The 24,480-nt window shown below is 48.8% G+C and carries 18 protein-coding genes, 1 rRNA gene and 1 pseudogene; all 20 read right to left on the minus strand.

The features are described from left to right. Positions 1-328 (minus strand): 16S ribosomal RNA (locus V4U84_RS03525); the annotation flags it as partial. A 359-nt stretch (positions 329-687) separates the two neighbouring features. Then, positions 688-2,109: an ABC transporter substrate-binding protein gene (locus V4U84_RS03530; RefSeq protein WP_334072079.1), complete on the minus strand. Its 1,422-nt coding sequence runs from the start codon at positions 2,107-2,109 to the stop codon at positions 688-690. Between the two features lie 23 nt (positions 2,110-2,132). Continuing rightward, complete coding sequence (locus V4U84_RS03535; protein WP_334072080.1) at positions 2,133-3,524, minus strand: ABC transporter substrate-binding protein; 1,392 nt, start codon at positions 3,522-3,524, stop codon at positions 2,133-2,135. A 270-nt stretch (positions 3,525-3,794) separates the two neighbouring features. Beyond that, positions 3,795-5,177, minus strand: a complete 1,383-nt coding sequence (locus V4U84_RS03540) for a radical SAM/SPASM domain-containing protein (RefSeq protein WP_334072081.1) — start codon at positions 5,175-5,177, stop codon at positions 3,795-3,797. 175 nt (positions 5,178-5,352) lie between these two features. Then, on the minus strand, positions 5,353-7,371 hold the full coding sequence (gene ligA, locus V4U84_RS03545) for an NAD-dependent DNA ligase LigA (protein ID WP_334072082.1): 2,019 nt from the start codon (positions 7,369-7,371) through the stop codon (positions 5,353-5,355). A gap of 85 nt (positions 7,372-7,456) precedes the next feature. Continuing rightward, positions 7,457-9,802 (minus strand): DNA helicase PcrA, encoded by a 2,346-nt coding sequence (gene pcrA / locus V4U84_RS03550; RefSeq protein ID WP_334072083.1) that lies wholly within the window; start codon positions 9,800-9,802, stop codon positions 7,457-7,459. Positions 9,803-10,063: 261 nt separating this feature from the next. After that, positions 10,064-10,777, minus strand: a complete 714-nt coding sequence (pcrB, locus tag V4U84_RS03555; protein WP_334076781.1) for a heptaprenylglyceryl phosphate synthase — start codon at positions 10,775-10,777, stop codon at positions 10,064-10,066. 206 nt (positions 10,778-10,983) lie between these two features. Next, positions 10,984-11,874, minus strand: coding sequence for a phosphatidylinositol-specific phospholipase C/glycerophosphodiester phosphodiesterase family protein (locus tag V4U84_RS03560; protein ID WP_334072085.1), 891 nt, complete (start codon positions 11,872-11,874; stop codon positions 10,984-10,986). Positions 11,875-12,000: 126 nt separating this feature from the next. After that, positions 12,001-13,440, minus strand: coding sequence for a sugar transferase (locus tag V4U84_RS03565; protein WP_334072086.1), 1,440 nt, complete (start codon positions 13,438-13,440; stop codon positions 12,001-12,003). 119 nt (positions 13,441-13,559) lie between these two features. Next, the gene (locus V4U84_RS03570) at positions 13,560-14,492 is read right to left on the minus strand and encodes a glycosyltransferase family 2 protein (RefSeq protein WP_334072087.1); all 933 of its coding nucleotides are present in this window, start codon (positions 14,490-14,492) and stop codon (positions 13,560-13,562) included. A gap of 132 nt (positions 14,493-14,624) precedes the next feature. Next, positions 14,625-15,590, minus strand: a complete 966-nt coding sequence (locus tag V4U84_RS03575) for a glycosyltransferase family 2 protein (RefSeq protein ID WP_334072088.1) — start codon at positions 15,588-15,590, stop codon at positions 14,625-14,627. Positions 15,591-15,690: 100 nt separating this feature from the next. Beyond that, entirely contained in the window at positions 15,691-16,569 is an 879-nt protein-coding gene (gene rfbD / locus V4U84_RS03580; protein WP_334072089.1) for a dTDP-4-dehydrorhamnose reductase, read from the minus strand. Further along, positions 16,566-17,588, minus strand: a complete 1,023-nt coding sequence (gene rfbB / locus V4U84_RS03585) for a dTDP-glucose 4,6-dehydratase (protein WP_334072090.1) — start codon at positions 17,586-17,588, stop codon at positions 16,566-16,568. Before rfbB ends, rfbD begins: the two co-directional genes overlap by 4 nt. Positions 17,589-17,601: 13 nt before the next feature. Beyond that, positions 17,602-18,150 (minus strand): dTDP-4-dehydrorhamnose 3,5-epimerase, encoded by a 549-nt coding sequence (gene rfbC / locus V4U84_RS03590; RefSeq protein ID WP_334072091.1) that lies wholly within the window; start codon positions 18,148-18,150, stop codon positions 17,602-17,604. Between the two features lie 23 nt (positions 18,151-18,173). Continuing rightward, a pseudogene (locus V4U84_RS03595) lies at positions 18,174-18,875 on the minus strand (sugar phosphate nucleotidyltransferase). Between the two features lie 21 nt (positions 18,876-18,896). Continuing rightward, positions 18,897-19,856, minus strand: a complete 960-nt coding sequence (locus V4U84_RS03600; protein WP_334072092.1) for a glycosyltransferase — start codon at positions 19,854-19,856, stop codon at positions 18,897-18,899. Then, positions 19,849-20,814 (minus strand): NAD-dependent epimerase/dehydratase family protein, encoded by a 966-nt coding sequence (locus V4U84_RS03605; RefSeq protein ID WP_334072093.1) that lies wholly within the window; start codon positions 20,812-20,814, stop codon positions 19,849-19,851. The genes V4U84_RS03600 and V4U84_RS03605 overlap by 8 nt, the downstream gene beginning before the upstream one ends. 14 nt (positions 20,815-20,828) lie before the next feature. Next, a complete protein-coding gene (locus tag V4U84_RS03610; RefSeq protein WP_334072094.1) occupies positions 20,829-22,595 on the minus strand; it encodes a thiamine pyrophosphate-binding protein in 1,767 nt (588 codons plus the stop codon). A 16-nt stretch (positions 22,596-22,611) separates the two neighbouring features. Beyond that, complete coding sequence (gene rfbG / locus V4U84_RS03615; RefSeq protein WP_334072095.1) at positions 22,612-23,679, minus strand: CDP-glucose 4,6-dehydratase; 1,068 nt, start codon at positions 23,677-23,679, stop codon at positions 22,612-22,614. Further along, positions 23,676-24,473, minus strand: coding sequence for a glucose-1-phosphate cytidylyltransferase (gene rfbF, locus V4U84_RS03620; RefSeq protein WP_334072096.1), 798 nt, complete (start codon positions 24,471-24,473; stop codon positions 23,676-23,678). Before rfbF ends, rfbG begins: the two co-directional genes overlap by 4 nt. Positions 24,474-24,480 lie beyond the last annotated feature (7 nt).

Below are 24,480 nucleotides of genomic sequence, written 5' to 3' on the forward strand. Positions count from 1 at the left end.
CAGTGTGGCCGTTCACCCTCTCAGGTCGGCTACGCATCGTCGCCTTGGTGAGCCGTTACCCCACCAACTAGCTAATGCGCCGCAGGCCCATCCGTAAGTGACAGATTGCTCCGCCTTTCATTATCCCGCCATGCGGCAAGATAAATTATCCGGTATTAGCTACCGTTTCCGGTAGTTATCCCAGTCTTACGGGCAGGTTGCCTACGTGTTACTCACCCGTCCGCCGCTAACCATCAGAAGTGCAAGCACTCCATCAAGTCCGCTCGACTTGCATGTATTAGGCACGCCGCCAGCGTTCGTCCTGAGCCAGGATCAAACTCTCCAATAAAGTTGAAACTCATTGAATAAGCTGATAGCTCATTTTGAATCTGACGATTTTAAAAATCATCTAAATTGACGTGTTCCATTTGTTCAGTTTTCAAAGAACTTGACTGGTTCGCTAAAAGCGATTTAATGATCAATCAACTTTTGTCGAACAGTTACCTATTATATCAAAGATTAACTTCGCTGTCAACTTCTTTTTTTAAATCGCAAGCTGTTCAGCAAGCATTCTCTCGAAGCGACAAATAATAATTTATCACGACCTCGCCAGTTTGGCAACAGGTATATTTTACCACATAAATAAAAGAAGGCCGATCCCGCAACTCCCCCGGGACCAACCTTCCGATAATGCTCTTTCAACTTATTTTACTTTGTGCCTTCTCCTGCGCCAGCCGCGCCTTCTTTGTCTTTCTTCGCTTCTTTATCTTTGACCGCCTTGTCCAGTGTGACTTGGGCTTCCTGTTGCGCAGCCTTCAAGGCGTCATCCAGCGACTTTTTCTTGTCTTGAACCAAGCCAAGTTCACGCTGCATGATCGAATCAAATTGTTGGTAGAACTCAGTCGGAACTTTTTCCGACAAAGAATAGTCATCGTCCGAAACTTTCGGTTTCAACTTATAGAAAACATCAAGGCTATGTCCATCGAATTCCTTGCTGAAACCCATACGGGAGAGCAGCCCGTTATTTAAAGATCTCGATTTCACCTTCGCGTAATCTTCCCCGTTGATAAACTTGATAAAATCCCAGGCTGCATCCGCATTCGGCGAGCCGGCGCGGATACCTAAAATTTCGTTGAAGTAAATGCTCCGGGTCGTTTCCGGGTTGGCCGGATCAACCGGTCCTGCCACCATTCCGAGCTCAAATGGCTTATAATCCTTCAATGCCCCTTTGACTTCTTTAATGCTTTGAAGGATATACGTGTTGCCCACCGTGAGCGCGATGCGACCCATCAAGAACATTTGGCTCTTATAGTACTCTTCCATAGATCCACCTTGGAAACCGCCGTCTTTCGGGTTATATACCGCCCCCGAATTCGTGGCGTCCAAAGCAGTCTGATAAGCCTTTTTCCAGGAATCCGTGTCGATCGTCACTTTTAATGTATCCTTATTAAAGACTGACAATCCTTCCGCAGCCGCGATCTGCTGACCCAATTGGACAAACGTTGTGGCATAATCCGCACCGTAACCGTAAACCCGGGTCTTCTCATCTCCCTCCGCAGGGAAACGGCGCGCAAGCTCAAGTACTTCTTGCCAAGTCATCCCATCGTGAGGTGGCTCAACCCCATATTTTTTGAAAAGATCGGCATTATAAAAAATGGCATTTCCACTAAATGTCGGACTCAAGCCGTACAGCTTACCGTTGCCCTTTTCCTTCAGCATCTCGAGCAGCGCGGGATAAATCGTTTCGGTATTATATTTGTCCCGGTCGATCAGCGTGTCCAGTTCCATTAATTTGCCTTCATTGGCCATCTTGCCATAGGTTTCAGGATTCAACATCACCACGTCAGGTTGCTCTTTTTCGATGAAGTCCATAAGTGCCTTGTTATAATCCTTAACTTCCTCGCCGCTGTAAATGGATTGCGTATTAACCACTTCAATATCAACATTAGGATGCTCCATCGTAAACAGATCCCCATACTGCTGAAAAAAATAGCTCTCATCATAATACATCACTTTGATCACACGCTGGGTTTCCGCCTGTTTGCTCGGCCCCGGATTACAACCACTCACCAGCACCATTACAGCACTCAAAGCCAGCAGCAGAAGCTTGTTAAATTTTTTACCTTTCAAGTTACACCCTCCTTATATTTAACTTAATTGCCTTCTTTGTTCTTCTTGTTCTGCTTATCCTTGAGCGCTTTGTCCAACTGAACCTGACCTTCCTGCTCAATGGTTTTCAGCACGTCATCCACGGATTTGCTCTTCTTCTCAAGCAGTCCGATCTCCCGTGAAAGGATAGAATAGTATTGCTCGTAGAACTCCGAAGGAATCTCATCTTCCGACGACAGCGGCGTGCTCTCGGCGCTTGGCTTCAGCTTATAAAAAGCATCCAGGCTGACACCGTCAAATTCTTTCGTATACCCCATCCGGGTGAGCATCCCCTCATTCAATGTTCGCGACTTAATTTTGGCAAATTCCTCGCCATGGACGAACCCCATAAAATCCCAGGCCGCTTCGACATTTGGTGTGTTCGCCCGGATCGATAAAATGCGGTTGAAATAGACCCCCCGCGTTTCATCCGGTCTGGCCGGATCCACCGGTCCCGCAACGATGCCAAGCTGGAACGGTTTATAACCCTTTATCCGGCCTTTGGCTTCTTTTAAGTTTTGAAGAAAATTAGAGCTGTCCGTGGTCATTGCCATGCGTCCCATGAGAAAAGGTTGGCTCTGATAGAACTCTTCCATGGTTCCGCCTTGAAAGCCTCCATCCTGCGGATTGTATATCGCTTTGGATTCCACGGCATCCAGCGCGAGTTGATAGGCTTTCTTCCAGCCTTCCGTATTCACGGTGACTTTCTTGGTTTTCGGGTCCACTTCCTTGATTCCATGGGTACGCGCGATCATGCCGACCATGTCTTGGAGCTGAAAGCCATAATCGCCTCCGAAACCATAGACCCGGCTTTTCTCGTCCCCATCGGTCGGGAACCGGCGGGCGGTATCGATAATATCCTGCCAGGTCATGCCATCATGCGGCACTTCAACACCGTATTTCGCAAACAGGTCCGCATTGTAGTAAATCACATTCGCACGAAAGGAAGGGGACAGGCCATAAAGCTTACCGCCGCCTTGTTCCCTCAACGTCTCCACCATCCCCGGGAAGAACGATGCCGTGTCAAATTTTTCACGGTCTATCAACGTCTCTAAATCCATCAAAAGCCCCTCGGAAGCCAGGGTACTGTAACTGTCGTTGTCGAGCATTAAAATATCGGGCTGCTCCTTTTCCACGAGCTCCTTCAGAGCCTTTTTCGGATCTTTCTCTTCGCCGTTATAGAGACTTTGCATGCTTACAACTTCTATGTTCACATTCGGATATCTCATGGCAAACAAATCGCCGTAGGTTTGATAGAAATAGCCTTCATCCCCGAACATGACTTTGAGCGTTCGCTGCTCACTTTTCGCCTGATTCCCCGTGTTCGCACAACCCGCCGCCAACAAGCACACGATGAACAGGATCAGCGGCTTATGTAGCTTTCTAAAAATTATCATTACCCCCTGTAAAATAGATTCGAAATGATAGCATTCCAACCTTATAACGCTTGAAAGGAAATGAAAGTTACACTTTTCGTAATATTTTTCCAATACTAAATAAAAAAATCCCCTGCCGCGAAGGCAGAGGATGCTGAGCAGTAAGAAGGGACATCAGCTCAAATTTCCCGGTACCGACTTCGATACACGGCCCGTTTTTACAAGCGCAGGCTGGGCTGCGGGACGGATAACTTTCATGGCTCTCACCTCCTTTTATTAGATGCTGGCGGCTTACTTCATGAAGCTCGCCTGCTTGCTTTCGTTTTGCAGCCAGATCGTGCGCAGCGTCTGTTTGATCTGCCTTTTCTCGTAAGAACAGGGACGCTGACCGGTACGCATTCGATAGAGCGGACAATGATTCCCCTGGCAAGCAGGTCGGAAAAAGCACGCACGGCAGGCTTCATCCGTTTCCTCCCCCGAGGTCGTCCACAGGGCCAGCTTGTCGTAATCCAGTTCAAGCGCGCCGTCCCGGTAAATCCGGCCAAGCTGATTGTTGTCCTGATCCAGCGCAACGGAGCATTTGTACAGCACACCATCGGAACCGACAATTAAAGAGTTCGGTTTCGCCGCGTAGCAAATGGCCCCGGTCGGCAGCAAAATATCCGAGATAAACGAACTGACTTCCAGCCCTTCGGCAAGGGCTATTTCGTTGAACTCCCATATCTTTTGGTCCTTGGTACGCTCGTCGCATACCGGAAGATTAAGATCGTTCTCTCCCCCCATACAGCCGACGGGACGAAAATAAACTTTAAACCGCGAATCGTCCGCAAACAGATCGCGCAGTACGGGGATAAAGCTGGAAACCGCTTCGAGATTGCTGTTATCAAAATTAACGCGGAGATTGATTTCAAAGGGGCGGTCAACGTCCTTCAGCGAGAGCAGGTTGTTCACAATTGTGCGGTATGTTCCGCCGCCGCCATGAAGCCCCCTGCGACGATCATGGACCTCCTCTTCCCCGTCCAGCGTGACCATAAAACGCCCAACATGCAAATCCAGCATCTGTCTCAGCCGTTCACGCGTGAGGAAGTACCCGTTGGTGGACATTTCCGCCTCATAAACGGCGCCGTTCGCTTCACAGGATGCGATAAAGGAACGCGACAGCCTCTCGATGAGATGCGGGACCAACAGCGGTTCGCCGCCATGCCAGCTGATCGTCAGCCGGCTTAACGTTTTGCTCCGGTTCGCGATATAAGCCTCCAAGCCTTCCAACACTTCCTGGCGCATCGCTCCCCGCGGGAAGGATTCATAGCAATAGGTGCAGCGGAAGTTGCACGCCTCGGTGGCCAAAAGAACCAGGTGCATCGCATCCGCCGCATGCAGGGATTGATGCAGAAACAAGGCTCTGCGCTGCTCATCCGTGTCCTCCCTGACCAAAAAGCCCTGCTCGACGAGCAACGCGTGCAGCTCCGGAACCGGGCCGGATGGCGGCTCCCCCGGCCGAAGGCATGCCAATACCCCGCCGCGTTCCTCCGCGGAGAAGGAGGCTACCGCCCCGGTATAACTGTTGTACAGCACCAATCCTCCGTCATCGCATTCGCTTTGCGCATTAAACCGTGAAGGCTTCCATCCGAGACCGATTTCCATCAACAACATCCCATCCTTCTTCATCTTCATTTCGAGAGAAAGACTCGCTAACTCCCCGATCTAATCATCATGAAAGGAAAAGGGCCGATAGTTCAATGACCAGTATCACTATAAGGCAACAAACTTTAGCAAAAAAAATCCCGGGCGGTCGGCACATATGACATGCACCGTCTCCCGGGATTTATCCCCACACTTCGATATGGAGTTATTCGCTCTGTCCGTTCAATAGCTTGATAAATTCATTCTCGTCTTCGATCACGGGAATGCCCAGTTCCTGGGCTTTGGCCAGCTTGCTGCCGGCCTTCTCCCCGGCGATGACCAGGTCCGTCTTCTTCGATACGCTGCCGGTCACTTTGGCGCCTAGCGCTTCAAGCCGCGCCGTGGCTTCGTCCCGGCCGAGCTGATGAAGCGTACCTGTGAGTACGACGGTTTTGCCGGTGAAGAACGAATCCGTCACCGGAGCCGCCTGTTTCGGAGGTTTCGCCTCTACGCCAAGGGACAGCATCTTATGGATACCGGCCTGCATAAACGGATCGGCAAAAAAGGACACAATGCTCTCGGCCACAATCCCGCCGATATCCGGCAGCTCCGTCAGTTCCTCTACCGTGGCGTTCATAATTTTGGTCAGATCCCGGTAATGATCGGCCAATACTTTGGTCGTCGATTTTCCGGTGTTCGGGATGCCGAGCGCATACAAGAACGAAGCCAGGTCCCGTCCCTTGCTCTCCTCAATCGCCTTCAGCAGGTTGTTAGCTTTCTTCTCGCCGAACCGCTCCAGCTTGATCAAATCCTCAAATGCAAGCGTGTAAAGCTCGGCGGGCTCGTGGACGTTCAGCTCATCGTGAAGTTGTTCGGCGGTTTTCTCACTGAACGTTTCGATGTCCATCGCGTCGCGGGACGCGAAGTGCGTAATCCGGCTGACGATCTGCGGCTTGCAGTCCAGCCGGTTGTTGCAGAACAGGTGGGCGCCGCGCTGTTCCAGCGGGAAGCCGCAGGCCGGGCAGTTTACCGGGTAGACGATCTCCCCGCCGTCCTGTTCTTCGGTCACCTTTCCGAGGATCTCCGGAATGACATCGTTCGAGCGGCGGATAAATACCCGGGTGCCCAGGGCAAATTTCAAGTTTTTGCGCTCGATATCGCCGACGTTGTTGAGCGTGCAATTTTGCACGGTAACCCCCGCGAGTTCGACCGGTTCGACTCTGGCCAGCGGCGTGATTTTGCCGGTGCGGCCGACGTTCCAGGTCACGGACTCCAGCACCGTGGTCGTCTCCTCCGCCTCAAACTTGAAGGCGACCGCCCAGCGCGGGAATTTATCCGTATAGCCGAGCACTTCGCGGGTGCGCATGTCGGTGATTTTGATGACGGCCCCGTCGATCAGGTAATCCAGCGAGGAACGTTTTTCCACAATGGTATGGAGGATGTCGATGACCTCTTGAAAGCTGTCGTGATACGTGACATGCGGGTTGACCTTGAATCGGTTCTCCTTGAGGAAGGCCACCATTTCCTGATGACTGGCAAACCGAATCCCATCGGAATAACCGACGTTATAGAAAAAAGCGTTCAGCTTCCGCTCCGCCGTCGTCCGCGGATTCAAATTGCGCAGCGCCCCGGCTGCGGCGTTCCGCGCATTCTTTAAAGGCTCGGCGGCCGTCTCGTTATATTTGGCGAGCACGGACAAATTCATAATGCCTTCGCCCTGAACTTCGATCGTCCCCGTGGTGAATGGAATGGTCAACGGTACCGATTTTATCGTTTTGACCTGGGCCAGAATGCCTTCCCCGACCACCCCGTTGCCCCGGGTCGAGGCTTGAACCAGCTTGCCGTCCGTGTAAGTGAGATTCAACGTCAGGCCGTCGAATTTAAGCTCCACGACATAGGTTGGCGCCGGCAACGGCGTATCGGGGTTCTTGCTGTTGTAGTCGGCAATCAACCGCTGCACCCGATTGTTCCAGTTGATCAGCTGCTCCTCGTTCTGCGCTTTATCCAGACTCCACAGCGGGGCCAGATGGCGATGGGGCTTAAAGCCCTGCAGCAAATCGCCGCCGACCCGTCCCGTGGGCGAATCGGGAAGCGTTATCCCGGTTTCTGCCTCCAGCGCGGTCAATTCGTCGTACAGCAGATCGTACTCCTTGTCGCTGACGAGCGGCTGGTCCAGGGTGTAGTAATGATAGTTATACTGGCTTAACTGCTCTACAAGCTGTTCCATTCTTTGCATTTTATCCATGCAGGGACAACCCTCCTTATATGTAGGACGGAGGGACCGACCTGAAATTCGGTTCAGGGGCCCTCCGCGTATTGATGATGGCTCCTTAGCCCTCGGTCACCTTCGTGATCGGGGCAAAGCTGGCGAGCAGGCGCTTCAAGCCGATCGGCGCCGGAAAAGCGATCGTCAGCTCCGTATTATTGCCGGAGCCGTTGATCGAAACGATGGTGCCGATGCCCCATTTGCCGTGCGACACTTTGTCGCCGGCCTGGAATTCGCCGGGATCGGTTGACCCCGGCGGCTTAGCCATGGCGGACGACCCGGAGGCGCCCACCGTCATGGTGACGCCGCTGCGGCCGCCCGCCGCCGGCCGCGAGGCGGGAGCTTCGGCCGCGCCGCGGTGGCCGAAGTTGCTTCCGCCGCCGCCGCCGAAGCCGCGGCCGCTGTACGCGCCGCCGATCCCCGCCCCCCGGCGGTACCGATCGCGCGCGATGCCCGTATCTTCCTTGAGTTCCTCCGGAATCTCATCCAGAAACCGCGAAGGCGGGTTGGCGGTGGTCCGGCCGAACAGGGTGCGCATCTGGGCGCAGGACAGGAACAGCTTCTCCTCGGCCCGGGTAATACCGACATAAGCCAGCCTGCGCTCCTCCTCCAGCTCCTCGTTGTCGAGGAACGCCCGGCTGTGCGGGAACACGCCTTCTTCCATCCCGACGATGAACACGACCGGGAACTCCAGGCCCTTGGCGCTGTGCATCGTCATGAGCACGACCGCGTCGTCGTTCTGCTTCTCGGCGTCACTGTTATCGTTCATGCTGTCGATATCGGCGATCAGCGCGAGGTCGGTCAGGAAGGAAACGAGCGACTTATCTTCATTATTATTCTCAAATTCCATGGTTACCGACAGGAATTCATCAATATTTTCGAGGCGGGACCGCGATTCGATCGTATTCTCGTTCTGCAGCTCCAGCCGATACTGCGTCATCTCCAGCAATTTCTCGGTCAGCTCGGTGACGGAGAGATACTCCACCATTTGATGCAGCGCCGCGATCATATCGTAAAACTCGACCAGCGCGTTGCGCGTACGCCCCGCGATGCCGAGATCGTCGACCGTCTCCAGCACGCGGAAAATGGATACTCCCCGCTGTGCCGCCGCGTCGGCCAGTTTGCCGACCGTCGTATCGCCGATGCCTCTTTTGGGCACATTAATGATCCGGATTAAGCTGATATCGTCGTCAGGGTTGGACAACAGCCGCAGGTAAGCGAGCAGGTCCTTGATTTCTTTGCGATCGTAGAACTTGATGCCCCCGACAATCTGGTACGGGATATCCGATTTGATGAGAATTTCCTCGATGACCCGGGATTGCGCGTTGGTCCGGTAGAGGATGGCGTGATCGCGGTATTTTTTGCCCGCCTTGATGTTGTTGGATATCTCCGATGTGACAAAATACCCCTCATCATGCTCCGAATCCGCCCGGTACACCTTGATCTTGTCGCCTTCACCTTTGTCGGTCCACAGCTTCTTCGGCTTCCGTCCCGTGTTTCGCCCGATCACCCCGTTGGCCGCGTTCAGAATCGTCGCGGTGGAACGGTAGTTCTGCTCGAGCATGATCGTCGTCGCTTCCGGATAATCCTGCTCGAAATTGAGGATATTGGTGATATCCGCCCCGCGCCAGCGGTAAATCGACTGGTCGCTGTCCCCGACGACGCAGATGCGGTGATGTTTGTCGGCCAGCATCCGGCACAGCATATATTGCGCCCGGTTGGTGTCCTGGTATTCGTCGACGTGGATGTACTGAAATTTTTTCTGGTAAAAATCCAGCACCTCCGGCGTTTCCTTGAACAGCTCGATCGTCTTCATGATCAAATCGTCGAAATCGAGCGAGTTGTTGCTGCGGAGCCGCTTTTGATACATCGTGTAGACTTTGGCGACGATCCCTTCGAAAAAGTCTCCGATCTTCTGTTCATACTGCTGCGGTGTGATCAGTTCGTTCTTGGCGGTGCTGATCATCGACTGAACGGCCTTCGGCTCGAATTTCTTCGTGTCGATGTTCAGCTCCTTCATAATATTGCGGATCACGGAGAGCTGGTCGGTTGAGTCCAGGATGGAAAAATTCGACGTAAAACCGATGCGCTCGATATCGCGCCGCAAGATCCGCACGCACATGGAGTGGAAGGTGGACACCCAAATGTCCCGGCCATCCGAGCCGCCGACGAGGCGGGATACGCGGTCCTGCATCTCGCGCGCGGCCTTGTTGGTAAAGGTGATCGCCAGAATGGCCCAAGGCGGCGCCTTGCGGGTGGCGATCAGGTAAGCGATGCGGTGCGTCAGCACGCGCGTCTTGCCGCTGCCCGCGCCGGCCATGATCAGCAGCGGCCCTTCCGTCGTGATGACGGCTTCCCGCTGCTGCGGGTTCAGACGGGCGACCGCCTCTTGTATATTAACAGGTTGCATAGAAATAATGCTCCTTTCTTGATTTGCGTTCCGACTGCCGGAACAGCCGGGAAGTTGAATACGATCCCGCGTGAATTTTAACGGAAGCAGTAGCCGCTATTTTGTATTAAAACGCCTTTTCTAAATTTTAACGGAAATAATAGCGCCTAATTACCTTCATCCGTGTCAGAGTAACCCAGTTTCAAACAAATAGCGGCTGTTATGTCCGTTAGAGTGGGAAAAAGCCCTTTTGAGGGGGAATAGCAGCTATTATGTCCGTTGCTAGAAAGCCTCAGCGTTGCTTTGCACCGCCCGCACCGTTTCAAGCGCCCGGTCTAGATCGGTGTACACCGCGTTGCCGACGACGATCGTGTCGCTGACGGCGGCCGCCCTCCGAGCCGACTCCGCATCCGCAATGCCGCCGCCGTAAAACAGGCGGGCTTCATCCAGCGAGCGGCGGACGTCCGCCACCAGCTCAAGATCGCCGAACGTCCCGCTGTACTCCACGTACACGATCGGCAGGTGGAGCAGCTTGTCCGCGACCTGCGCGTAAGCGGCGGCTTGCGCGGCCTCCAGCCGCGTATCCGCGGACGTGATCCGGGCGACGGTGGAATCGGGATTCAGCACGATGTAGCCTTCCGGCACGAGCATGTCCCACGGGATCATGTAACCGTATTGCTCCACCGCCCGGGCATGCTGTCCGACCAGCCAGTCGCTTTGCCCGGTGTTCAGGACCATCGGAATCAGGTACAGATCGAATCCCGGCACGACGGCCTCCAGGTCGGACACCTCAAGCACGCAGGGGATCTCGTATTGACGAATCCGGGACAAAAGATCCACGGTATTCTCATAGGTGACCCCGCTGGATCCACCCACCATGATCGCATCGCTTCCGGACAAGCATACGGCTTCCAACGCTTCGTCCGTCAGTATGCGATCCGGATCCAATTTAAAAACATGCCGCCAGAATGGCCGGCTTTGCTGCTGTTTTAACACCCCATCCACCAAGCCTTTCCAACCGATTCAGCTCCCTATATGGTCGCGAAAAACGGGGCCTCTTTCCCGCCCCGCATGCAGTTTATGCCGCTTTTTTCACAGTGCTGTATATCATAACATTTCTAGTCTAAGTTACCCCAGGGGGACTGTCAATGTTCGCATCGGAGGCGAACAAAAAAAGATGCGCCCCTCGCGGCAGCGCACTCTTAAAATCCAAGATAAGCGGTCCACCCGGCACGGGCGGCATCCTGCTCGCTCAAAAAATCGGAATAGAATCCATACACGCCCATCCGCTTAAATTGGGCAATGCTTCGGGGGTCATTCACGGTGTGCACATAGGATGGGACCCCGATGCTGTTCAGAGCGGAGACGAGTTTTTCGGTGGCCCGGGTTTCCGACATCGTGACGGCGGCGAGCCGCTTTTCCTTGGCAAATTCGACGACCTGCTCATCCGTATCCTCGGATTGATAGAGCGTATAAATCACCTGCTCAAAAGAATGCAGCCGCTCCACCTCCTCCCACATCGCCCGACTGTAAATTTGCGGTACAATGCGATCCAGCAGGGATGCATCCCGTTTTTTGGCGCTTTGGACAATTTTGCTGTATATCCGCTCAAACTCCTCCGGTTCAATCTGTTTGGTATCGGTGACCACGTATATATCGGGATAGCGCTCCATCAAATCGAGAATATCTTTCCAGCCCAAAGGTTCATATCGGCCCAGGATTTTGGCCTCCTTGAATTCATGGTAACTCCACACCGCCCCGCGGTCGGAGGGATCGACTATTTCCTCCTGGCCCAGCATCTCCGTAAATTTCTCGCCCCATTCATGCCGGGCAATCAGTTGGTCATCCTTGCTGATCAGAAGGTCCGCTTCGAAGACGCGGGTGCCCTTTTCATAGTTGGCAATAAAAGCTTCATAGCTGTTCGTATACGTCAGCCCCTCGATTCCGCCCATGGCGTGCGCCACCACCCGATGCGCCTGAAACCCCGGGGTCGACGGTGTCGGTGTTGCAGCCTGCGGCCGGGAGAGGGTGAAAAGCAAGAGTATAGCGAGGCCCGCAAATAATAACGCGTAATGCAGGGGTTTTCGGGTCATGTTGTGTTGCCCCCTTTTATGGTGATATTGTCCGGGATTGGGCTTGAGCCTTATTAACTAATAAACGTAAAAAAGCCCGCAGACTCAGGGGAGAGTCTTGCAGGCTTTTAAAGTGCGGTCGGTTATTCAATAAGCTCCCGTACCTTTAATGACGATCGGCAGGGTTTTAAAGAGGATTTTCATTTCCAAGCCAAAGCTCCAGTGTTCAATATAGTATAAGTCCAGCTTCACCCATTCTTCAAAAGGCAGGTCGCTTCTGCCGTTAATTTGCCAAAGCCCCGTAATTCCGGGTCGGATATCCAGACGGCGCCATTCGTAGTCCGTATATTTCTCCACTTCCTTCGGAAGCGGGGGACGCGGGCCGACCAGACTCATATGGCCGAGTACGACATTGAGGAGTTGCGGCAACTCATCAATGGAATATTTGCGGATAACTCGCCCCACTCTTGTCACGCGAGGATCGTTTTTTATTTTAAACACCGGGCCATCCGCCTCATTTTGCGTTATCAACTCTACCTGGAGCTGCTCGGCATTCTCCACCATGGATCTGAATTTATACATGTTGAACGGAGCACCATTTTTACCGATACGCCGCTGTTTAATAATCACAGGTCCCTTACTGTCCAGCTTGATACATATAGCTACAACGAGCAGTAAAGGAGAAATCAGAATCAGGCCTAATGCGGAAAGTACCAAATCCGAAGCTCTTTTTAAAATCAGATTAAGCCCCCGCAAAGGTGTCTTAACGATCTCAATGCAGGGATACTCATAGGCTTGGTCAAACACGACACCCGACGTAACCATTTCGAACATTTCCGGAATGATTTTGATGCGAACATCATACTTGCGGATTCTTGTGATCATATTGTTAATGACATTTCGTTCGGAGGGAATCGTAATGTAAATTTCATGGATTTCGTACTGCTGAAGCAGCCTCTCCACCTGATCAATCGCTCCGATAACCTGTTCCGAATCCTTTTTATAATCATCCAAAAAACCAATAAACCGGTATCCGTTCGTCTTCCCGCTAAACAGGTTATCTCTGATTTCCTCGCCTATCCGCCCGGCGCCGATAATCAACACATTCTTGCTGTAAATATTATTGCGGGTTAAGAGTATCATAACTCCCTGGCGCAACAGGCGCGAAATAAAGGCGCTGACCACGATCAAGACCGCAAAAGAGAAAATAACCAAGCGAGAGTAGTTGACCCCTGTTTTCAAGAAAAAGATGAGGCCGAGGGCAATTAAGAAGGAAAAGAAGACGGCTTTTCCCGCTTGGATGGTGTCATCGATAATTCTGATATCCCGATCCCACTTGTAAAGCCCGTGATGGGTCGTATAAATGGCGTAGATGGTAAAGATTACACCCAACAAAAGCAGATAGTCTCTTCCCACCGGCAGGGTTTCCCAGTGATTGAACAGATCAGTGATGCTGTCGATTTTATAATCGGGAAGAACCCGGATAAAGAACAGCAGCAAAAAACTGCAGATATAGAAGAGGTATTCCAGTCCAATCAAGACCACATTGAGAAACATCTCCAAACGAAGGGTCCGTTTTTTGTACATTGAAATATTCTCCGCAATTAACAGGTTGGTTGAATTTATTTTATTATTCATGGATACCGACGAACTCATTTCTACACTCCCCAAAAAGCATTGCTAAACAAATGGATTGCCTGAAGGCGTTAGTTCATCCCCACCCCTGAATCCTTATCCGATCTTGTCGCCAGGGATTCCGGTTTCTTGCTTCCCTTGAGCGGGAATGAAAGCGCGGATTTGACAACCGCCATCATAAATTGTACACCAATCCCCGCGTAGATGGTTGCACTTACCAAAGGATTGTATTTCTTCCTATAATGTTTATTATAGAACAACACCATGGATCGATGAAATTCGTAAATGATTTTTAACGGTCTGCGAGGCGCGCTGCCTCCCTTGTAGTGAACGATCGTGGTTCGCGGATAGTAATAATTGACCCATCCGGCCTCCTTGATCCGATAACACCAGTCCGTATCCTCCGCATACATAAAAAAATCCTCGTCCAACATGCCCACTTGCTCGATCGCCTCCCGGCGTACCATCATAAAGGCGCCGACCAGACAATCGATAGGATATTCCTGATCCGGATCCAAATAAGCTAGTTGGTATTGGTTGAATCTGGGGTTATCCGGGAACCATTTCGAAAACCCGAAGGCATAATAAAATGAGGCGGATGGCGTAGGAAAGCCTCGTTTGCAGGCCTTATCCAACGACCCGTCGGGCAAAATCACCTTGCAGCCCGATGCCCCCACTTCCGGGTGGCTGTCCATAAACTCCAGCATGATCTGTAACGTGTCCTTTTGAATAATCGTATCGGAGTTGAGCAGCAAAATATAACGTCCGCCGGAGATTTTCATCGCTTGATTGTTCGCATAAGAGAAACCCGTATTTTCCTGATTAACGATAAGGTTGACCTGAGGAAACTGCTCGCGAATCTGCTCCACCGAATCATCATGCGAGTGGTTGTCCACCACAATAACCTCAAAGCGATACCCCGTTTCAGAGGCATATACGGATTGCAGACAATCCAACGTCAATCGGCACGTGTTGTAATTGACAATAACTATGGATAAATCCACCAGCAACGCTCCTGACAAAAATAGTAATCTATCGACATTATAGCATAATGTGAGAGGGGGAGGGGAATTATGGAGTGGGAAATGGTGGTTGAGGCTTAATAATAACGAAAAGGAACCGGTTCAACCAGTTCCTTACTTCGAAGTCTCATAAGCCTTGTTTTTTTCCCGTTCAGACACTTTCTCCTTAAGTTTCTTTCGCTTCGCCTTCAGATTCGGCAGTTGCCGCCAAAAATCGATCCAGGCACCAAGCACTTTAGGCTCTCGCAGCAGCATATATCCGTGTACCATAATTTCATAGGCAAATAATTGAGGGATGTTTTTCATCCAACTTGCGCCGGAAAGGTTTTTATAGATCATTTTATACCGGTTTATGAATGAGCGTTGGCGTATAAACAACGGTCTGGAGCCTCTGCCGCCTTTCTTCCAGCCCCGCTTGTGAATGCCGAGCGCCTCGGCGCAATAATAGGCCTTCCAACCAAGCAGCCCGGCGCGCCAGGCCACATCTACATCTTCTTTGTATGCAAAAAAATCCTCATCAAAGAACTGTCCCTGTATCGAAATGTCATCGATCATGTTTCGCGAGTAGATCGCCGCTGCCCCGGAGACGCCGAATACCTCTCCCGGATCGCTCCATTGCTGTCTCGGTTCCCCCGCCCCTCGGTCAAACGCTCTCCAGATCCGGTTCATCACAAGACCTGTACTGTCGATGATGTCCTGATGATCCTGAAAAACGAGCATTCCCGTGGCACTACCTACATCCGGTTTTTCTTCCATGACCTCTACCAACAGCGTAATGTAATCGGGAGCTAACACGACATCCGGATTTAGTACCAAAATGTAGTCGGATTGGGAAAGCCGGATTCCCTGGTTATGGGCAGGAGCAAAACCGGTGTTAAGTTCGTTTTGGACCAATCGAATTCGGGATTCACTCTTTGATAAAAATGCCTTTACTACCTCTACCGTATTGTCCGAGGAGGCATTATCCACGACGATTATTTCATCAACAGGATGCGTTTGACGGATCACCGCATTCAGGCACATCTCTATGTCATGAGAACTGTTATAGGTGACGATTTGGACAGTAACTTTGGGTGGCATAAAAGCACGCTTCCTTTATCAAAAATAAAAAAGAACACTATCACTTAGATAATGTTCTTTTAGCATACCATGTATTTATATAATCGTCAGTTTATACTAACTATTTCTGGGGATGATGTTGCAAGTACTGGGTCAAAAAATCCCGAAGCCCTTCCTTCCACGGCCGCAAATCCTCGAATCCATTGGTGCGAATCGCCAAATGCTCCATAACCGAATTCATCGGGCGAGGCGCCGGACGCGGAAAATCCGCCGTTGTACACGGATGAACCTGCACCGGAAAAGCCCCCGGATGCATTTTTTCAGCCTCTGCGAAAATTTCTTTGGCGAATTCATACCAGGTACAAGCCTCCGCATTGGATGCATGATAAATCCCGTATTTCTCTGTCTGAACCAGCTGTAAGAGAAAACCAGCCAAATCCACCGTATATGTCGGTGATCCCTTCTGATCATTAACCACCTTAATTTCAGGTCTTTCCTTCCCCAGCTTAAGCATGGTTTTGACAAAGTTATTGCTCTGCAGGCCATAAACCCAAGAAGTACGCACAATAAAAAAAGCGGATGACAAGCTCTGAACCAACACCTCACCAGCACGCTTCGATTTTCCATAAATGCTCTGAGGATTTGTATTATCGTACTCATGATAAGGACTTAGCGAGGTTCCATCAAACACGTAGTCGGTGCTGATATAGCAAAACTTCGCCCCTACCCGCTCGCTGGCCAAAACCATATTTCGGGTGCCCACAGCGTTAACGGAATATGCGGCCTCCACTTGTTGCTCTGCTTGGTCGACCGCCGTATAAGCCGCACAATGAATCACCGCGTCCGGTTTCGATTTATTTAATCTCATGAAACAAGCGTCCAGATCCGTAATATCGAGCGAGTCTCGATCATAAGGTTGAACCGTATGACCCGCCTTCTGAAATAGAGCCACCACGTCTTTACCTAACTGTCCGGCTGCTCCCGTCACCAGGATGTTCATGCTTGATCACCCAGACGTTCGCCATATTGCCTTGCATAGTACTCCTGGTAAGCTCCCGACTGAATCCGTGTCCACCATTCTTTATTGTCCAAATACCAAGAAATCGTTTCTTTGATCCCCGTCTCAAAAGAGTGCTTCGGCTTCCATCCCAACTCGTTCATCGTCTTCGTAGGATCAATGCCGTAGCGACGGTCATGACCAGGACGGTCTTGGACATGGGTAATTAGAGACTCAGGCTTCCCTAACTGCTGTAAAATCGTTTTAACGATTTGCAAATTTGTTCGCTCGTTATTACCACCGATATTGTAAACCTCGCCGTTACGGCCTTGATGGATCACCAGATCTATCGCGCTGCAATGATCCTCAACGTATAGCCAATCGCGAATATTCAGCCCGTCTCCGTAAACCGGAAGAGCCTCATTGTTCAAAGCCTTGGAGATCATTAACGGAATTAATTTTTCCGGGAACTGATAAGGTCCGTAGTTGTTGGAGCAGCGCGTAATATTGACAGGCAAACCGAATGTTTCATGGTAAGCCCGGACTAACAGATCTCCGCCTGCTTTACTTGCAGAGTATGGGCTGTTCGGAGCAAGTGGCGTCTCTTCCGTGAACAGGCCGGTTTCCCCAAGTGTGCCGTATACCTCATCTGTGGAAACTTGAACAAACTTGGTAATGTTATGCTTTCTTGCCGCTTCCAGCAGCACCTGAGTTCCGAGCACATTCGTCTTCACAAAAATATCCGGCTCCAGAATACTCCGGTCCACATGCGATTCCGCCGCAAAATTGATTACGACATCGACGCCTTGCCCAATCAACTCGTTCATTTTCTCGGCATCCGTAATGTCCGCCTTAACAAATACGTGATTCGGGTTATTCTCAACGGATTTCAAGTTCTCCAAATTCCCAGCGTAAGTAAGCGCATCAACGTTGATGATTTGGTATTCCGGATACTTTTGAAGCATATATAGCACAAAGTTGCTGCCGATAAATCCGGCGCCCCCGGTAACGAGCAGTTTCATGACTTAAATCCTCCTAATTGAAGTTCATCTCGGCATCTGCAAATAACGGATGACGTCGGTCCTTGTCCGACAGCTGCGGTTCACTCACAGGCCAGTCAATCTGCAACGCCGGATCATTCCATAATATGCCGCGATCATGCTCAGGGGAATAATATTCATCCACTTTATATAAAACTTGGGTGTTCGGAACAAGGGTACAGAAGCCGTGCGCAAATCCTTTTGGTACCAACAATTGCCGTTTGTTGTATTCACTCAGGATCACTCCAACCCATTGTCCAAACGTTGGCGAACTGCGCCGGATATCCAGAATCACATCATAAATCGCCCCTGACAAAACCCGAACCAGTTTGGTTTGCGCTTTGGGATTTAATTGATAATGCAGCCCTCTTAGCACCCCTGGCTCCGCCGAAAGGGAGTGATTGTCTTGAATAAATTTATAATTTACTCCTAAACCATGCATTACAGCTTCATTATAACTTTCCATAAAAAAACCCCGGTGATCCCCATGTACCACCGGTTCAAGCAATGCCGCGCCTTCCAACTTAATTGAGGTGAGTTTCATCTCAGTGCATCCTCCCTATCTATTTAAAGCTTAAGATTCCCAAACTCTTCCAAAACACTAGATCCTTGGCGAATTCACTAAACGCACCAGCGACGCGTGGGTTCCCCGCATCCGTCCACCAGCCTCGCAAGACATCAAAAGAAAGCTCTCCACGTTAAATATATGCATTATTGACATCAGTGATTTCCAGTTCGCCCCGGCGGACGGTTTTAGAGTCTGAATAATTCTCGAAAACATGATGATCGTACATGTACATCCCGGTTACAGCATAGTCTGATTTAGACTGCTTTGGTTTTTCCTCGGTAGAAACAATTCGGTTCGCTCGAAATTCGGGGACGTCAAAACGAGGCGGATCATGTACTTATGAATAAAAATTTTACACCAGTTTGTTGATTTCTGAAATTAACAAGGTATGAAGTAATATCATCAGAAAACACATAAGCACTTGCTCGCTTCCTAAAAACTACTCGCCCAGGCCCAGCCGCCTGCGCAATCCCCCCTGCTTCGTCCTGAACCTTGTAAGTGAAGCCCCCCATGTCGATGCCAAGTAGGCTCACGACATCGCCCATGTGCTATTGTCGGTGACTACGAGAACAGCGGTAAGCCCTTGCTTACTTCAGCTTATGAACGACATGAAAAACCATAGGGTATTTTCCGAGGAGATGCTTGTCAGTTACTTTAGTTAAAGGATAAAGGCGTGAGCCGGTACCGCCGAACAGGATTATGGCTTTTTTTGGGCACGCCCTTTAGGAACGTTTGATATCATCTTCGTGATTCACAAAATTTATTCGCTCTTTCTCAACTACTAAAGGACGTTTAAGGACTTGAGTATGAATGGAACCAATATATTCTCCCAATATACCAATAAAAAAAAGCTGAACTGACGAAAACAAAAAAAGTCCGATAATCAAAGGCGCCATTCCCATGGTAAAGGAATTCCAAAAAAACAACTTTGCTATTAAGTACCCTAAAGCTACGACCAGACTTAACGCAGACATCACAAATCCAAGCATGGCAGCTAGCCGCAAAGGAATTTTGGAGTGATTCGTAATCCCTAACATCGCCATGTCATACAAGGTATAGAAATTATTTTTTGTTATGCCTCTTTTTCTAGCTGGCTGCACATAATTAATTTTGTAGCTCTCAAAGCCGATGTCGGAAATCAGCCCTCTAAAATAAGGGTAAGGATCGTCAATTTCCCTAAGTATTTCAATAATTTTTTTATCGTACAGGCCAAATCCGGTGTTGTTTTTCGTCAATTCAATTTCAGAAACTCTGTTGATAAAATTGTAGTACATTTTTCGAATCGCGAACATAGCCGGACTTTCTTGACTTTCATTCTTAACGCCTAGGACAACCTTATAGCCCTCTTTCCATTTTTCAATAAAATCTTTGATCAAGCCAGGAGGATCTTGTAGGTCTGCAACCAGCAAAATAACCGCATCCCCTTCAGCCTGCAGCAGTGCATGGTAAGGAGAGCGGATATGTCCAAAGTTGCGCGAATTAAGGATAACCTTAACATTGTTGTCATTTTTGGCCATTTTTTTCAAGATAGAAACAGTGTTGTCTTTGGAGGCATTGTCAATAAATACATGCTCATAAAAACAATCATCGATTTGGCTAAAAACTTTTTTTACCTGTTTGTATAACTCCTCCACGTTTTCTTCTTCATTATAGCAAGGAGTTACAATACTTATCTTATGCATTTGATTTCCCCGTTTTCAATAGGTTAACAACATCAGCAATACATTGCATTGAACTGTAATTTGGTGTATATCCTATCTCTGCCGCACTTTTGTTAATCGAGTAGTAATTGTTTTTTGCCCCAGTAACCGATTGCGATTGGCTGGGTTCATCATGTCGATATTGGACATGCAGATTATGTTCTGAAATAAAGTAGTCCAAAAGCTCGAACTTAGTAACAGGTTCTAACGAGTAGGCATCATACGCTGCATTGATTGAATGCTTATGAATGCAAAGTTCCATCAATTCTTTCAAATCAGATGGGTGCACATAATCACGAACCATGTCTTGCGAGTTGGTCATCAATGCTTTATTATCATTCAAGCTATTAACGACATCGGTCAGAAAAAAACGGGATCCCATATCGATGTATCTGCTAAAGAAGCCAAAAATTCTGATATCGACAATATAATGATCCGGCAAACTACGGTGTTTGGCTTCCATATGCAGTTTGGAAATTCCATAATAATCTTTGATTCCCAATTGATTAACATCGATGGAAGCACATTTTGTTTGTGAGGCTGCTTCTGCAAAGTCAGTACCGTAAATAGCTCCGCTACTGAAATTAATATACAGCGTTTTGGGATGCTTTCGAATATAGTCGAGAACTAGATTATCAAATTCCTCCGTCACCTGAAAGATACGGTATGGCTCTAAAGTTAGTTCGTTCGGATTACCGATACCTACGCAATTAATGACCACATCATATAACCCGTTCCTGAAGTCCTCAAACGGCAATACTTTAAGGTTGCTTCTCGGGAAAGACCCATTATTTCGCAAATAATCGACCATTTTTCCCCGAGATCTAACGAATAAATACAATTGATACTCAGGGTCTTCTCTAAGAAACTCCGTAACATTCTTTCCAATATGCCCTGAAGCTCCTAAAACGGCTACTTTTTTAGGCAAATCATTCATCATTGCTTACAGCTCTCCTACTTTGGAATCTCCATTTCCTCGACTAAATCGATCTGCATTAGCTTTTTAAGTTCGTCACGTTCCAAATAAGGAAACATATCCTCAATCGGTCTATTCACTACTAGTTTAGGATGGACCTCCGTATTCTTCTTTAGTATGACTTCCAAGAACGAGGGGCCTTGTATAGAAAGAAAGTCATCGATCACAGTCAGATCCTCTTTAGAATCGACCCGATAGGAAGGAATGCCGTAGGCCCTTGCAATGTCAATAAACGACGGATTTTTGTTCACTGTCGATTGTTGCCTTCCATCCATATATAAATCTTGGAACTGTCTTACCATCCCTAAAGAGCTATTGTTAAGGACGACAATCTTCACGGGAAGATTCAATCGCGTAATTGTATCCAGCTCCTGAATGTTCAATTGAATTCCGCCGTCTCCAGCAATAACCAATACTTCCCGTTTATCCGCCAAAGCAGCTCCGATGGCCGCAGGTAAGGCAAACCCCATCGCACCCATGCCTCCGGAATTTAACAACCGCTGTCCTTTGGAGATTTTATAAGATTGCGACGCCCACATTTGATGTTGACCTACATCCAAACAAATGGATCCAAAATCCTTGCATTTCGAAGAAAGCAATTGCATAAACCGATTAGGCTCAATCTCATTAGCGATCGGGTCAAAAGAATATGTTGGATATCTTTCTTTTAAAACATTAATTTTTCCATACCATTCACTGATATCCGCTCTCTCATAGCTGTCCAATGCATCGTTAAGACTGGTTAAAAAGCTTCGCAAATCGGCCTGGATTGAAACATCGACCTGGACCTTACTATTAAGTTCCAAGGAATCTATATCAACATGGATTTTCTTAGCGGCACGCGCAAACGTATCAGGCCTGGTTCCGGTCTGTCTGCTATCTAAACGGGATCCCAGGATGATCAATAAATCGGAATTTGCTAGAACCAGGTTGCTGTATCGATTTCCATACGATCCGATCAACCCGACGTATTGCGGATTGTCGTGAGGAATCACATCAAGGCCCATTAATGAACTTGCCAGCGGCAAGCCTGTCTTATCCAGGAATTGCTCCAGTTGTTCACAGGCATTGCTCAGACGAATTCCGCCACCGACAAGAACCAGCGGCCTCTTAGCATCTTTGATTAAAGAAATGATATACTCAAGTTGCTCGAAAACTACCGGCTCTTCGTTCATCTGATTAAGATATTCCTGACTATCAAAAAAGCTTTCCAGCTCATCTGGATTAATATTCGCTCTTTGAATATTCATGGGAATATCCAATAAAACAGGACCTGGCCTTCCATTTTGGGCCAAGTATACCGCCTTTTCCAGATAAAATCTAATTTTTTCGGGATCGGTCACAAGTTCGGCGTATTTGGTTAAAGACTTTGCAACGCTTACTATATCCGTCTCCTGAAAGCCAATTTGTCTAATAGGCCTATCAAATTTGTATTCATAGGTGTTAACTTGACCTGTAATAAATAGACATGGAACCGAATCAAAATAACAGCTTCCGATCCCAGTCAATAAGTTTAAGGCACCGGGACCGCTTGTTGCCATAGCGACCCCTAATTCCCCATTCATTCTAGCATATGCTTCCGCGGCAAATGCGCCAGCTTGCTCGTGTCTTACCGAAACGCATTCAATATCATCTCTCAAGGAAACCGAATCCAGCAGATGAACGATCGCTCCACCTATGAACTCGAAGACATGAGAGACGCCTTTTTTTTGAATAAACTCGATCACGTAGTCCGAAAGCTTCATTCAATGTTGCCTCCTTCTATGAGTTCTGGTAGTCATTGATCTGTTTAAGGCATATTTTTTTGATATCGGCAGCATTTCTCTCATAGGCCGAAGTAAAATCAATAATTTTATCAATCGCTTGTTCCAGACTCCATCTTGGTTGCCACCTTAAATAAGTTATTGCTTTCGAGCAATCTAACTTTAAATAATTGGCTTCGTGCGGCTGAGGGCTCGTATCGACTTGGTAAGATGCTCCTTCGCCCCACTTCTCGCAAATTTTCTTCACGATCCACTCAACGGATTTCGCATCTTCATCACGTGGACCAAAGTTCCAAGCACTTGAATACTCTCTTCCGTGATGATATAAATTTTGAGCCAGCAGTAGATAGCCGCTTAACGGTTCAAGGACATGCTGCCACGGCCTGATGGAATTCGGATTTCTAATGACGATCGACTCTCCCGACAAAATAGAACGTATACAATCAGGAACCAGACGATCTTCCGCCCAATCCCCTCCTCCAATGACATTTCCTGCTCGGGCCGAGGCTACGGCTACAAATCTATCCCCATGATTGAAAAACGAATTGCGGTAAGCACTGGTCACCAGTTCCGAACAAGCCTTGCTGCTTGAATAAGGATCATAGCCGCCAAGCGGCTCATCTTCTCTATATCCCCAAACCCATTCCTTATTGTCGTAGCATTTATCCGTGGTTACATTCACGACAACAGAAACACTGGTACAGGTTCTAACGGACTCAAAAAGGTTGACTGTCCCCATCACATTGGTAGCATAAGTATCAACGGGATTTTTGTAGGATTCCCTAACCAGAGGTTGGGCAGCCATATGGATGACTATATCGGGTTCCGCCTCCTGCAATGCTAATTGGAGCGAAACTCCGTCTCTAATATCCCCGATCACATGTTTTGCAATTAGTCTGTCTATATTCAGCAACTCAAAAAGACTAGGCTTTGTGTTTGGTTCTAAAGAATAACCGATGACATACGCGCCCATTGACGTTAGCCATAGAGAAAGCCATGAACCTTTAAAACCAGTGTGTCCAGTTAGAAATACCTTTTTGTTTTTCCAAAAATCCACATCGATCATAGCGCATCCACCGATTCTTTCCCCCATGTCTTCCACGGAGCTTTCCCGGTTTTCCACAGCTCTTCAAGGTAATTTTTATCCCTCAAAGTATCCATCGGCTGCCAAAAACCATCATGTTTAAATCCCATTAATTCGTTATCTTTTGCCAGGTTCTCCAAAGGCTCTTTCTCAAGAACTGTTTCGTCAGAGGAAATATAATTGAAGATCGTCGGTTCTAATACGAAGAAACCAGCGTTAATCCATGATCCATCCCCTTTTGGTTTTTCCTGGAACCCTCGAACCTCATCGTTTAAAGTAATATCTAGAGCCCCAAATCTCCCACTTGGTTGAACTGTAGTCACAGTGGCAAGTCGGCCATGCAGCTTATGGTGCTTAACTAATTCAGTAATGTTAACATCTGATACTCCATCCCCGTAAGTCAGCATAAATGGCTCATTACCAATGTAATCCTGCACCCTTTTCACCCTACCGCCAGTCATGGTATCGACACCGGTGTTGACCAGAGTTACTCTCCAAGGCTCAGCCGTATGCTGATGAGTAATTAATTGGTTGTCGTTCCTGAAGTCAAACGTCACATCAGATTCATGAAGAAAATAATGGGCGAAATATTCCTTGATATAGAATCCTTTATAACCTAGACAAATAATAAAGTCATTGAAGCCGTGATGAGAGTACAGCTTCATAATATGCCATAATATCGGCTTCTGACCGATTTCAATCATTGGCTTTGGTCTGAGATGAGACTCTTCGCTTATACGGGTGCCGTAACCACCGGCAAGAATAACAACTTTCAATGCAGGA

It is taken from the genome of Paenibacillus sanfengchensis, from assembly GCF_036864765.1.
In the GTDB taxonomy this organism is placed as follows: domain Bacteria; phylum Bacillota; class Bacilli; order Paenibacillales; family Paenibacillaceae; genus Fontibacillus; species Fontibacillus sanfengchensis.